11 protein-coding genes are annotated in these 12,233 nt (G+C 70.7%); 5 read left to right on the forward strand and 6 right to left on the reverse strand.

The features are described from left to right. Positions 1-78 precede the first annotated feature (78 nt). The 5 genes from gap to EXU32_RS06075 all read left to right on the forward strand — a co-directional run bounded on the left by gap (position 79) and on the right by EXU32_RS06075 (position 3,846). On the forward strand, positions 79-1,086 hold the full coding sequence (gene gap / locus EXU32_RS06055) for a type I glyceraldehyde-3-phosphate dehydrogenase (protein ID WP_130629086.1): 1,008 nt from the start codon (positions 79-81) through the stop codon (positions 1,084-1,086). A gap of 37 nt (positions 1,087-1,123) precedes the next feature. Then, positions 1,124-2,332, forward strand: a complete 1,209-nt coding sequence (locus EXU32_RS06060; RefSeq protein WP_130629087.1) for a phosphoglycerate kinase — start codon at positions 1,124-1,126, stop codon at positions 2,330-2,332. A 1-nt stretch (position 2,333) separates the two neighbouring features. Next, positions 2,334-3,128 (forward strand): triose-phosphate isomerase, encoded by a 795-nt coding sequence (gene tpiA, locus EXU32_RS06065; RefSeq protein ID WP_130629088.1) that lies wholly within the window; start codon positions 2,334-2,336, stop codon positions 3,126-3,128. Between the two features lie 94 nt (positions 3,129-3,222). Continuing rightward, a complete protein-coding gene (secG, locus tag EXU32_RS06070; protein ID WP_130629089.1) occupies positions 3,223-3,468 on the forward strand; it encodes a preprotein translocase subunit SecG in 246 nt (81 codons plus the stop codon). 27 nt (positions 3,469-3,495) lie between these two features. Beyond that, entirely contained in the window at positions 3,496-3,846 is a 351-nt protein-coding gene (locus EXU32_RS06075) for an RNA polymerase-binding protein RbpA (protein ID WP_130629090.1), read from the forward strand. A gap of 107 nt (positions 3,847-3,953) precedes the next feature. Here the strand turns inward: EXU32_RS06075 and pgl are convergent, their stop codons facing one another. Genes pgl through tkt form a run of 6 tightly spaced genes read right to left on the reverse strand, consistent with a single transcriptional unit; the run spans position 3,954 to position 12,192 of the window. After that, positions 3,954-4,688 (reverse strand): 6-phosphogluconolactonase, encoded by a 735-nt coding sequence (pgl, locus tag EXU32_RS06080; protein WP_130629091.1) that lies wholly within the window; start codon positions 4,686-4,688, stop codon positions 3,954-3,956. Beyond that, a complete protein-coding gene (locus EXU32_RS06085; RefSeq protein WP_130629092.1) occupies positions 4,685-5,809 on the reverse strand; it encodes a glucose-6-phosphate dehydrogenase assembly protein OpcA in 1,125 nt (374 codons plus the stop codon). The genes pgl and EXU32_RS06085 overlap by 4 nt, the downstream gene beginning before the upstream one ends. Next, the gene (zwf, locus tag EXU32_RS06090) at positions 5,806-7,350 is read right to left on the reverse strand and encodes a glucose-6-phosphate dehydrogenase (protein WP_130629093.1); all 1,545 of its coding nucleotides are present in this window, start codon (positions 7,348-7,350) and stop codon (positions 5,806-5,808) included. Before zwf ends, EXU32_RS06085 begins: the two co-directional genes overlap by 4 nt. Continuing rightward, on the reverse strand, positions 7,347-8,963 hold the full coding sequence (locus EXU32_RS06095) for a glucose-6-phosphate isomerase (RefSeq protein ID WP_130629094.1): 1,617 nt from the start codon (positions 8,961-8,963) through the stop codon (positions 7,347-7,349). Before EXU32_RS06095 ends, zwf begins: the two co-directional genes overlap by 4 nt. Further along, complete coding sequence (tal, locus tag EXU32_RS06100; RefSeq protein ID WP_130629095.1) at positions 8,960-10,099, reverse strand: transaldolase; 1,140 nt, start codon at positions 10,097-10,099, stop codon at positions 8,960-8,962. Before tal ends, EXU32_RS06095 begins: the two co-directional genes overlap by 4 nt. After that, on the reverse strand, positions 10,096-12,192 hold the full coding sequence (gene tkt, locus EXU32_RS06105) for a transketolase (protein ID WP_130631076.1): 2,097 nt from the start codon (positions 12,190-12,192) through the stop codon (positions 10,096-10,098). Before tkt ends, tal begins: the two co-directional genes overlap by 4 nt. Positions 12,193-12,233: the final 41 nt, after the last annotated feature.

Raw genomic sequence — 12,233 nt, forward strand, 5'->3', positions numbered from 1 at the left:
GTGATGCAGGCCATAGGGTGAAGGGATAGCGGAGCCGCGCTCGCGGCGATCGTTGGATCTCCCAGGAGGCAACCCACAGTGACTGTTCGTGTAGGCATCAACGGATTCGGCCGGATCGGTCGTAACTTCTTCCGCGCCGTTGCGGCGGCGGGCGCAGACGTGGAGGTGGTGGCCTTCAACGATCTGGGCGACGACGCCACCCAGGCCCACCTGCTCAGGTACGACTCGATCCTCGGCCGCTTCGACGGCACCGTCGAGGTCGTCGAGGGCGGCATCAGCGTCGACGGGCGACTCATCACCTCGCTCGCCGAGCGCGACCCCGCGCAGCTGCCATGGGGCGACCTGGGCGTCGACGTCGTCATCGAGTCCACGGGGCTGTTCACCGACGCCGACGCGGCCCGCGCCCACATCGACGCCGGCGCCAAGAAGGTCATCATCTCGGCGCCCGCCAAGAACGCCGACATCACGATCGTCATGGGCGTCAACCACGACCAGTACGACGCCGGCAAGCACACGATCGTCTCCAACGCCTCGTGCACGACCAACTGCCTGGCTCCGATGGCCAAGGTCCTCAACGACGGGCTCGGGATCACCAAGGGCCTGATGACGACCATCCACGCCTACACCGCGGACCAGAACCTCCAGGACGGGCCGCACAAGGACCTGCGGCGGGCCCGGGCCGCCGGGCTCAACATCGTCCCGACCTCCACGGGCGCCGCCAAGGCCGTGGCCCTGGTGCTCCCCGAGCTGGAGGGCAAGCTCGACGGCTACGCCCTTCGCGTCCCTGTGCCGACCGGCTCGGTCACGGACCTCACCTTCGAGGCGGGTCGAGAGACGACGGTCGAGGAGGTCAACGCGATCATGCTGGCCGCGGCCACCGAGGGACCGCTCGTGGGCAAGCTCGTGTACACGGCGGACCCGATCGTCTCCAAGGACATCGAGACCGACCCCGCGAGCTGTATCTTCGACTCCGGCCTCACCAAGGTCATCGGCAACCAGGTCAAGGTGGTCGGCTGGTACGACAACGAGTGGGGCTACTCCAACCGCCTCGTCGACCTCGTCGTCCACGTCGGATCGACCTTGTGAACCACTGCACGCACCACCCCGAAAGGCATCCCACCTCGTGAAGACCCTCGCTGAGCTCGGCGACCTGCGCGGCAAGCGCGTCCTCGTCCGCTCCGACCTCAACGTCCCGCTGGACGGCCAGACCATCACCGACGACGGTCGGATCCGCGCGTCGCTCCCCACGATCACGCAGCTGACGCAGGCGGGGGCGCGCGTCGTCGTCTGCGCGCACCTCGGGCGGCCCAAGGGAGCACCCGACCCGCAGTTCTCGCTGGCGCCGGTCGCGGCCCGTCTCGGTGAGCTCCTCGGCACGGACGTCGCCTTCGCCGACGACACCGTCGGGGAGTCGGCCCGGTCCACGGTCGAGGCGCTGCAGGACGGGCAGGTCGCGCTGCTGGAGAACCTGCGCTTCAACCCCGGCGAGACGAGCAAGGACGAGGCCGAGCGGGGCGCCTTCGCCGACCAGCTGGCGCAGCTCGCGGACGCCTACGTGTCCGACGGCTTCGGGGTGGTGCACCGGGCGCAGGCATCCGTCTACGACATCGCCACCCGGCTGCCGGCCGCGATGGGTGGCCTGGTGCAGACCGAGGTGGACGTCCTGCAGCGTCTGACGAGCGACCCGGAGCGTCCCTATGCCGTGGTCCTCGGCGGCGCCAAGGTCAGCGACAAGCTGGGCGTCATCGACAACCTCCTCGGCACCGCCGACCGGCTGCTCATCGGTGGCGGCATGGTCTTCACCTTCCTCAAGGCCCAGGGGCACGAGGTGGGCAAGAGCCTGCTCGAGGAGGACCAGCTCGCCACGGTGACGGAGTACCTCGAGCGGGCCGAGCGCGACGGCGTCGAGATCATCCTCCCGACCGATGTCGTGGCCGCCACGGAGTTCTCCGCGGACGCGGAGCACGAGGTCGTCGCCGCTGATGCGATCCCGGCCGACCGGATGGGCCTGGACATCGGCCCCGACTCGGCCAAGCACTTCGCCGACAAGCTCGCCGACTGCCGGACCGTCTTCTGGAACGGACCGATGGGGGCCTTCGAGATGGCTCCCTACGCGTCCGGGACCGAGACCGTGGCCCGTGCCCTCGTCGAGGCGACGAAGGGAGGAGCCCTCACCGTCGTCGGTGGTGGCGACTCGGCCGCCGCGGTGCGCCAGCTCGGCTTCGCCGACAGCGACTTCGGCCACATCAGTACCGGTGGCGGTGCCAGCCTCGAGTACCTCGAGGGCAAGGAGCTCCCGGGTCTGTCCGTCTTCGATGGTGAGGAGGGCTGACATGGCCCAGGCACGCACCCCGCTCATGGCGGGCAACTGGAAGATGAACCTCGACCACCGCCAGGGCACCCACCTGGTGCAAAAGCTCGACTGGACGCTGCGCGATGCCAAGCACGACATGGCCAGCGTCGAGGTCGTCGTGGTTCCCCCCTTCACCGATCTGCGCTCGGTCCAGACCCTCGTCGAGGGCGACCGGCTCGCGCTGCGCTACGGCGCCCAGGACCTCAGCCCCCACGACGAGGGCGCGTACACCGGTGACATCTCGGGTGCCTTCCTCGCCAAGCTGGGCTGCACCTATGTCGTGGTCGGTCACAGCGAGCGACGTGACGGGCACGGCGAGAGCGACGAGCTCGTCGCGAGCAAGGCCGTGGCGGCCTACCGCCACGGGCTCGTGCCGATCGTCTGCGTGGGCGAGGGCCTCGAGGTGCGACAGGCCGGCGAGCACGTCGCCCACGTCCTGGCGCAGGTCGAGGGAAGCCTGGCGGGCATCACGCCGGAGCAGGCGCAGACCGTCGTCGTCGCCTACGAGCCCGTGTGGGCCATCGGCACCGGTGAGGTCGCGACGCCCGAGGACGCGCAGGAGGTCTGTGCGGCGATCCGCGGGAAGCTGGCAGAGCTCTACTCGGTCGAGACGGCGGACAAGGTCCGGGTCCTGTACGGCGGCTCGGTGAAGTCCGGCAACGTCGCCTCGATCATGGCCGGCGCCGATGTCGACGGGGCCCTGGTCGGCGGGGCGTCGCTCCAGCCCGAGGAGTTCGCCGCGATCTGCCGCTACCAACAGCACCTCACCGCCTGAGTCGTGGACGCAGGCTCAGGAGGTATCCTGACGCCGGCGTCACCACCACAGTGGCACCACACCCGAATGCTTCGACCGACAAGGACCTGATCGCGTGAACGCCGTCCGCATCGGACTGCAGGTGATCCTCGTGATCACCGGCTTGATCCTCACCCTGCTCATCCTCATGCACAAGGGGAAGGGCGGTGGCATGTCCGACATGTTCGGGGGCGGCATGTCCGCGTCCTTGGGCAGCTCCTCCGTCGCCGAGCGCAACCTCTCGAGGTTCACCGTGGTCATGGGCCTGATCTGGTTCACGGCCGTCGTCGGCATCGGCCTCATCGACCGCTTCGACGCCTGACGCGTCACTCACACACCAGGAGCTCGCATGGCAGGTGGCAGCGCGATCCGCGGCAGCCGTATCGGGGCCGGACCCATGGGCGAGGCCGAGCGCGGCGACGCGGCCCCGCGGGTCTTCGTGACCTACTGGTGCGCCAACGGCCACGAGGTCACGCCGTCCTTCTCCGTCGACGACAGCGTCGAGATCCCGCAGGAGTGGCGCTGCCAGCGCTGCGGACTCCCCGCAGGGCAGGACAAGGACAACCCGCCCGCCGCTCCGACGGCTGAGGTCTACAAGACCCACCTCGCCTACGTCAAGGAGCGTCGCTCCGAGACCGAGGGCGACGCCATCCTCGAGGAGCGACTGGGCGAGCTGCGTGACCGCGGCCTGATCCAGTGACTCGCTGACCACAGCACGACGAAGGGCGGCCACCTCCCGCGGGAGGTGGCCGCCCTTCGTCGTGCCCACGTGATGGCGACGGTGCCCTGACCAGCACCGACAGCAGGTCAGACCAGGCGGGCGGCGGCGGGCTCGTCGACCAGCCAGAGGGTGCGCTCGAGGCCCCGGACCTGTGCCGCGCTGCTCTCGGCGGCCGGTGCCCCGGCGACGCCTCGGGCCACGGCATCGGCCTTGTCCCCACCGGACACGACGAACCAGACCCCACGCGAGTTGGACAGGCAGTCGATCGTGATCGACACGCGCACGGGCGGCGGCTTGGGGGAGTCGTGCACCGCGACGACGAGGGCGTCGTCGCGCAGCTGCGCTGGGTGCCCGGGGAAGAGGGAGGCGACGTGCCCGTCAGGGCCCACGCCGAGCAGGACGACGTCCCACAGCCCGGACCCGTGCTCCCGCAGCGCCCGCTCGTAGGCAGCGGCCGACTCCTCCGCGGATGCCGAGGTGTCGGGTCCGGCGACCCGGTGCACGTGCTCCGGCACCAGGCCGAGGGAGGTCAGGCCGGCACGGTCGTTCTGGGTGTCGTTGCGGTCGTCGTCGCCGGCCGGCAGGTACCGCTCGTCGCCCCACCAGACGTGGACGCGGGACCAGTCCACGACGCCTCGCTGGCGGTGCTCTGCCAGCGCGCCGACCAGGGCCGACCCCATCGAGCCACCGGTCAGTGCCACGTGGGCGACGCCCCGCTCGACGACGGCATCCTGGACGGCCGCAAGCAACCGGCCGGCCGTCATGGCGGCCACGCTCGCTGCGTCAGGGTGGCGCAGGACCAGCGGGGCCGCCCCGCTCATGACGGATCCGCCGAGTCGAGTCGGTCGAGCACGGCCGACTTGACCGCATCGGCGCTGGAGCTGGCCTCCTCGGGTGCGGCCTCCACCATGGCGCTGCGCAGGGCCTTCTTGGAGGTCTCCGAGAGCTTCTCGGCCACGCGCCGGGCATCACTGGGGGAGGGGACCAGCCCGTCCTCCACCGCATCGGTCATCGTCATCCGACGCCGCGTGACCTTGGGCAGGCCTCGGGTGAGGGCGTCCTCGTAGACCTCGTCGGGGTCCAGGCGGCGCAGCTCGTCGGCAAGGCACTCGGCATCGGAGCGCGGTGCCAGAGCGATGGCCCGACGTGGCTGGCCGGCCTGATCGAGCGTCGCCGTGTCGTCGGAGAGCGGTCGCACGAGGTCGATCGGCCCGGAGCCTCGCTCCAGACGCACGCTGACCAGCCCGGAGCCCGTGCGTGAGCGCACGAGGGAGACCGGGCAGCGCAAGCGGTGCTGCAGCCACCCGGCGAGCAGGTCGGCCGAGGGGGAGTCCTCACCGCCGACGACCGTCGCGGCGGTGACCTGCTCGAAGGGCGCCTGGTCGAGCGTCGTCGCGAGCAGCCCACGCCACAGCGTGATCCGGCTCCACGCGAGATCGGTGTCACCCGGTGCGTAGGTGCGGGCCAGCCGCTTGAGTGTCGCCGAGATGCCTTCTGCCGCAGCGCAGTCGGTGACCCGACGTTGTGCCATGGCCCCCACGGGGTCCGCCGCGGGGTCCTTGGGCGTCTCGGTGGGCCACCAGGCGACCACCGGCGAGTCGGGCAGCATGAGTGGCGTCACGACGCTGCGCGCGTGCCGGGTCAGCTCGCCGAAGAGCCGCAGGACGACCACCTCGGACGCCCCGGCATCGCCCCCGACCCTGATCTGGGCATCGAGACGAGCCTTGCCGCGCGGGTTGGCGATGATCACGCAGATGATCCGCGCCGGATGCTGGTGGCTCGCCGAGTTGGCGACCGCCAGCGCCGCCTCGGCGTCGTCCTCGGGGACGACGACCACGAGGGTGAGCACGCGGCTGAGGGCCATGGCCCCCACGTCCTCACGGATCTCGATCAGCCGCTGGTTGACGGCGGAGGTGCTGGCGTTGGGCAGGTCGACGATCACGGCATCCTCCAGGTACGTCCGTCACGCTGCATCATCGCGTCGGCCGAGGGCGGACCCCACGTGCCGGCACCGTACTGCTCGACGGGGCCCTTCTGCTTGCTCCAGTAGCGCTCGATCGGGTCGAGGATCTTCCAGGACAGCTCGACCTCCTCGTGGCGGGGGAAGAGCGGCGGGTCACCCAGCAGCACGTCGAGGATGAGGCGCTCGTAGGCCTCGGGACTGGACTCGGTGAAGGCGCGCCCGTAGCCGAAGTCCATCGTCACGTCCCGCACCTCCATCTGGTTGCCCGGGACCTTCGCACCGAAGCGCATGGTCACCCCTTCGTCCGGCTGAACGCGGATGACGACGGCGTTCTGCCCCAGCTCCTCGGTCTCGGTGTCGGTGAAGGGGAGGTGCGGCGCCCTCTTGAAGACGACCGCGATCTCCGTCACCCGACGGCCGAGCCGCTTGCCCGTCCGCAGGTAGAAGGGGACACCCGCCCAGCGACGGGTCTCGATGTCCAGGCGCAGGGCCGCGTAGGTCTCGGTCGTCGAGTCGGCGGCCACGCCGTCCTCGTCGAGGTAGCCGATGACCTTGTCACCGCCCTGCCAGCCGGCCGCGTACTGCCCCCGGACCGTGCCGCGGCCGAGGTCGTCGGGGACCCGGACTGCCTCGAGGACCTTCTCCTTCTCGGTGCGCAGGGATCCTGCCGCAAAGCTCGTGGGCTCCTCCATCGCGGTGAGGGCGAGCAGCTGGAGGAGGTGGTTCTGGATGACGTCACGAGCGGCGCCGATGCCGTCGTAGTAGCCCGCGCGGCCACCGATGCCGATGTCCTCGGCCATGGTGATCTGCACGTGGTCCACGTAGTGGCTGTTCCACACCGGCTCGAACATCTGGTTGGCGAACCGCAGGGCGAGGAGGTTCTGGACCGTCTCCTTGCCGAGGTAGTGGTCGATGCGGAAGATGGCGTCCGGGGGGAAGACCTCCTCGACGATCGCGTTGAGCTCCTGCGCGCTCACCAGGTCGTGGCCGAAGGGCTTCTCGATGACGACCCGACGCCACGAGTCCTCCGTCGCCGTCGCCAGCCCCGACCTCTGCAGCTGCTGGCAGACGGTGGAGAAGAACCCCGGGGGGATGGACAGGTAGAAGGCGTGGTTGCCTCCCGTCCCGCGCTGCTCGTCGAGCTCCTGGACGGTCTGGGCCAGCAGGTCGAAGGCGTCGTCGTCGTCGAAGGTGCCCGGCACGAAGCGGAATCCCTCCGAGAGGCTGCGCCACACCTCCTCGCGGAAGGGGGTGCGCGCGTGCTCGCGCACGGCGTCGTAGACGACCTTGCCGAAGTCCTGGTCGGCCCAGTCCCGCCGGGCGAAGCCGACGAGGGAGAAGCCCGGCGGCAGCAGGCCGCGGTTGGCCAGGTCGTAGATCGCCGGCATGAGCTTCTTGCGGGCGAGATCGCCCGTCACCCCGAAGAGGACGAGGCTGCACGGGCCGGCGATGCGCGGCAGGCGCTTGTCGCGCGGGTCACGCAGCGGGTTGGTCTCGGCGGTGACGCGGGCCGGGCTCATCCGCGGGTCCCGCGCAGCGCGTCGGTGACCTGGGCGAGCCCGGCGTCGTGGTCGGTGAGGTGCAGGACCAGGACCGGTCGGCCCTGGTCGGCAAGCACCCGGGCATCGCCGCCGGACTGCGCGTCGATGAACTCGCCGAGGGTGAAGTCGCGCCCGGGGACCGGCAGGTCCTGCTGCGGCACGTCGGTGACCTGGATGTACACGCCCGTCGCCGGACCACCCTTGTGGTACTGCCCCGTCGAGTGCAGGAAGCGAGGACCCCAGCCGAAGGTGACCGGGCGCTGCACCCGCTCTGCGAGCGCGTCCGCCACCTCGGCGAAGGGGGTGTCCGCCTCCCGGTCGAGGTAGGCCATGACGGCCACGTAGCCGTGCTCGGGGTCGAGCTGGCCCAGGAGTGCCTCGACGGCGCCGTCGAGCGTCGTCGCGCCACCCAGCCAGTCGCCACCGTGGTGGGCGATCGTCACCGCACCGTCGCTGGCGTCGGTGCTGGTCGCGGCCGCGCCGTCACCGGACATCAGGTCACGAGCGGCCTGCTTGGCGCTCTCGACGTCGGGCTGGTCGAAGGGGTTGATGCCCAGGAGCCGGCCGGCAACCGAGGTCGCCGTCTCCCACAGGAGGAACTGCGCACCGAGGGAACCTCCGACATCGACGGTCGAGGCCGCCCCGGGGGCCGACTCGTCGCCGTCGTCGGGCACGAGCCGCACGATCGTCGCGTCCGCGGGGGGCGCGCTGTGACCGGGGGAGCGCAGGACGACGGGCAGCAGTCCCTTGCCCTGCTTGCCCGTGGACTCGGCGATGAGCTGCTCCGCCCAGTCGCCCAGGCCGCGGGCCGTGGTCCCGTGGTCGACCAGGTAGATCTTGTCGCGGAGGGGATCGGTCCCGCCCATGGCTGCTCCCAGACGCAGCGCCGGGTTGGCCTCGTCGTCCTCGGCGAGCAGGTCGGCGACCGACTCGGCGTCGTCGAGCAGGACCTCGATGTCGACGCCGGCCAGACCGGAGGGGACGAGGCCGAAGGCGGTGAGGGCCGAGTAGCGACCGCCCACGTCGGGGTCGGCGTTGACGACCCGCTGGCCCTTGGACCGGGCGTCCTGCTCGAGCGGGCTGCCGGGGTCGGTGACCACGACGATCCGCTGCGCGGGGTCGATCCCCGCGTCGCTGAAGGCCTGCTCGAAGATCCTGCGCTGGCTGTCGGTCTCGACGGTGGAGCCCGACTTGCTCGAGACGACGACGACGGTGCGTCCCAGGTCGACGGCGGCCGCGCGCACCTGGTCGGGGTGGCTCGAGTCGAGGACGACGAGGGGGACGCCGGCGGTGGCGCAGATGACCTCGGGGGCGAGCGAGGACCCACCCATGCCGCACAGCACGACGCGATCGACCCCCTGCTCACGCAGCTCCTCGCGCAGGGCCGCGACCTCGCCGACGAGGTGGCGGGAGGAGCGCGGCAGTCCGACCCACGACAGGCGCTTGCCGGCCTCCTCCTGCGCGTCGGGACCCCACAGGGTGGCGTCCCGCGCGAAGATCCGGCTCGCGACGGCGTCGGTGACGAGCGACGGCACGTGCCCGGTGACGGCGTCGGCGGCGGCTCCTGCAGCCGTGACCGTCAGGCTGGTCACTTGCCGGCCGCCTTCGACAGCTCGGCCTCGACCCCGCCCAGCAGCTCGGCCCATGCCTTCTCGAACTTCTCCACGCCTTCCTTCTCGAGCTTGGCCGTGACCTCGGTGTAGCTGATGCCCAGGTCCTCCAGGGCGTCGAGGACCTGCTGCGACTCGGCATAGGTGCCGGTCACCGCGTCCCCGGTGATCTCGCCGTGGTCGATGGTCGCGACGAGCGTCTTCTCCGGCATGGTGTTGACGGTGTTGTCGACGGCCAGCTCGGTGACGTACAGCGTGTCGGGGTAGGCCGGGTCCTTGACGCCGGTGGAGGCCCACAGCGGACGCTGGCGGCGCCCCCCTTCGCTCTCGAGACGCTGCCAGCGCGGCGTGGCGAAGACCTCCTCGTAGGCCTGGTAGGCGAGGCGGGCGTTGGCCACGCCGGCCTTGCCCCGCAGCGCCGTGGCGTCGCTCGTGCCGATCGCGTCGAGCCGGGCGTCGACCTCGCTGTCGACGCGGGAGACGAAGAAGGACGCGACCGAGTGGATCGTGGAGATGTCCTTGCCGGCGGCGAGGGCCTGCTCGATGCCCTCGACGAAGGCGTTCATCACCGCGCGGTAGCGCTCGAGGCTGAAGATCAACGTGACGTTGACGCTGATGCCCTCGGCGAGGGTCGCGGTGATGGCGGGCAGGCCCGCCTCGGTCGCGGGGATCTTGATGTAGACCTGCGGACGGTCGACGGTCTCGGAGAGCTGCTTGGCCACGACGGCCGTCTGCTCGGCGTCCTGCGCCAGGCGCGGGTCGACCTCGATGGAGACCCGGCCGTCGACGCCGTCGGTGGCCTCGTAGATCGGGGCGAAGACGTCGCAGGCCTCGCGCACGTCGTCGGTGGTCAGGGCGAAGACGACCTCGTCGACGTCCTTGCCCTCGCTGGCCAGCTGGGTCAGCTGCTCGGTGTAGGCGTCACCCTCGGCCAGGGCGGCCTGGAAGATCGACGGGTTCGTCGTGACACCGACGATCCCGCTCGTGTCGATCAGCTCCTGCAGGTTGCCCGAGCGCAGACGCTCACGGCTGAGGTCGTCGAGCCAGACCGAGACCCCGGCCTCGCGCAGCGCGGCGATGGGTGCGGGTGCGGTGGGTAGCTGTGCCATGTCGATCATCCCTTCGCGTTCTTGATGGACGCCTTGGCAGCCTTGACGACGGCGGCGGGCGTGATGCCGAACTTCTCGTAGAGGGTCGCGGCGTCGGCGGAGGCGCCGAAGTGGTCGATGGCCACGCTCTCGCCCGCGTCGCCGATGATGTCGCGCCAGCCGAAGGGGGTGGCCGCCTCGACGGAGACACGCGCCCGGACACCGGCGGGCAGGACCTTGTCCTTGTACCCCTTGCTCTGCTGGTCGAACCACTCGCGGCAGGGCATCGAGACCACGCGGGTGCCGATCTTGACCTTCTCGAGGGTGGTGCGCGCCTCCATGGCGATGGCCACCTCGGTGCCGGTGGCGACGAGGATGACGTCGGGGACGTCGGTCGACGACTCGGCGAGGACGTAGGCGCCCTTGGCCGCTCCCTTCGCCGCAGCGAACTCGGACCGGTCGATGGTCGGGGTGCCCTGGCGGGAGAGTGCGAGCGCCGCGGTCGAGGTGTTCTTGAGGATCTGGCCCCAGCAGACACTCACCTCGTTGGCGTCGGCCGGACGCACGACGTCGAGCCCGGGCATGGCACGCAGCGCGGCGAGGTGCTCGATCGGCTGGTGGGTGGGACCGTCCTCGCCGAGACCGATCGAGTCGTGGGTCCACACATAGGTGACGGGCAGCTGCTGCAGCGCCGCCAGGCGGACCGCGGGACGCATGTAGTCGGAGAAGACGAGGAAGGTGCCGCCGTACACGCGGGTCAGTCCCTCGAGGGCGATGCCGTTCATGGCCATGCCCATGCCGTTCTCACGGATCCCGAAGTGGAGTGTGCGGCCGTACTCGCTGCCCTTCCACGTGCTGGTCTGCTTGCCCTTGGGGATGAAGGAGGGCTGGCCCTCCATCGTCGTGTTGTTGGAGCCGGCGAGGTCGGCGGAGCCGCCCCACAGCTCGGGCATGACGTCGGCGAGGGCGGTGAGGACCTTGCCCGACGCAGCCCGCGTGGCGAGGCCCTTGTCAGACGCCTCGAAGGTCGGGAGCGCCTTGTCGAGGCCGGCCGGGAGCTTGCCGTCGACGATCCGGTCGAGCATCGTGGCCCGCTCCGGGTGGGCCTTGCGCCACGCCGCGAACTTCTTGTCCCAGTCCTTGCGGGCCGCCTTGCCGCGCTTCTTGACCTCGCGGGTGTGGTCGAGCACGGACTTCTCGACCGCGAAGTTCTTCTTCGGGTCGAAGCCGAGCAGCTCCTTGGTCGCCGCGACCTCGTCCGCGCCGAGCGCAGAGCCGTGCGAGGCGCCGGTGTCCTGCTTGGTCGGGGCCGGCCACGCGATGATCGTGTGCAGGACGATCAGGGTCGGCGCCTTGGTGTTCTTCTTCGCCTGCTGGGTCGCCGCGTAGAGCGCGTCGACGTCCTCGACGTAGGCGTTGCCGTCGCCGGTCTTGCGCCAGTCGACGTCGATGACCTCCCAGCCGTAGGCCCGGTAGCGGGCGCCCACGTCCTCGGTGAAGGCGATGTCGGTGTCGTCCTCGATGGAGATCTGGTTGGCGTCGTAGATGACGTTGAGGTTGCCGAGCTCCTGGTGACCGGCCAGCGAGCTGCCCTCCGAGGAGACGCCCTCCTGCAGGTCACCGTCGGAGGCGAAGCACCAGATCGTGTGGTCGAAGGGGGAGGTCCCCGCCGCGGCCTCGGGGTCGAAGAGCCCGCGCTGGCGACGCTGGGCCATCGCCATGCCGACGGCGGAGGCGATGCCGGACCCGAGGGGGCCGGTGGTGATCTCGACGCCCGGCGTGTGGTGGACCTCCGGGTGGCCAGGGGTCAACGAGCCCCAGGTGCGCAGCGCCTTGAGGTCGCTCAGCTCGAGGCCGTAGCCGGAGAGGAAGAGCTGGATGTACTGGGTGAGCGAGGAGTGCCCGATCGACAGCACGAAGCGGTCACGACCCAGCCAGGTCGGATCGGACGGGTCGTGCGTCAGGACCTGCTGGTAGAGCAGGTAGGCGGCCGGCGCGAGACTCATCGCCGTCCCGGGGTGACCGCTGCCGCACTCCTGCACCGCATCCGCGGCGAGCAGACGGACCGTGTCGACCGCGCGGACGTCCAGGTCCTTCCAACCGACCTTCTTGGCGATCGGCATCGGCAGGTCTGCTGACCGGGAGGAGGTCCCGGCCTTCCCGC

Origin of the sequence: Janibacter limosus (genome assembly GCF_004295485.1) — a bacterium.
Taxonomy (GTDB): domain Bacteria; phylum Actinomycetota; class Actinomycetes; order Actinomycetales; family Dermatophilaceae; genus Janibacter; species Janibacter limosus_A.

Coding starts and splice junctions, on each gene's coding strand:
- tpiA (WP_130629088.1), top strand. CDS start 2,334: ATGGCCCAGGCACGCACCCCGCTCATGGCGGGCAACTGGAAGATGAAC.
- EXU32_RS06075 (WP_130629090.1), top strand. CDS start 3,496: ATGGCAGGTGGCAGCGCGATCCGCGGCAGCCGTATCGGGGCCGGACCC.
- pgl (WP_130629091.1), bottom strand. CDS start 4,688: ATGAGCGGGGCGGCCCCGCTGGTCCTGCGCCACCCTGACGCAGCGAGC.
- zwf (WP_130629093.1), bottom strand. CDS start 7,350: ATGAGCCCGGCCCGCGTCACCGCCGAGACCAACCCGCTGCGTGACCCG.
- tal (WP_130629095.1), bottom strand. CDS start 10,099: ATGATCGACATGGCACAGCTACCCACCGCACCCGCACCCATCGCCGCG.
- tkt (WP_130631076.1), bottom strand. CDS start 12,192: ATGCCGATCGCCAAGAAGGTCGGTTGGAAGGACCTGGACGTCCGCGCG.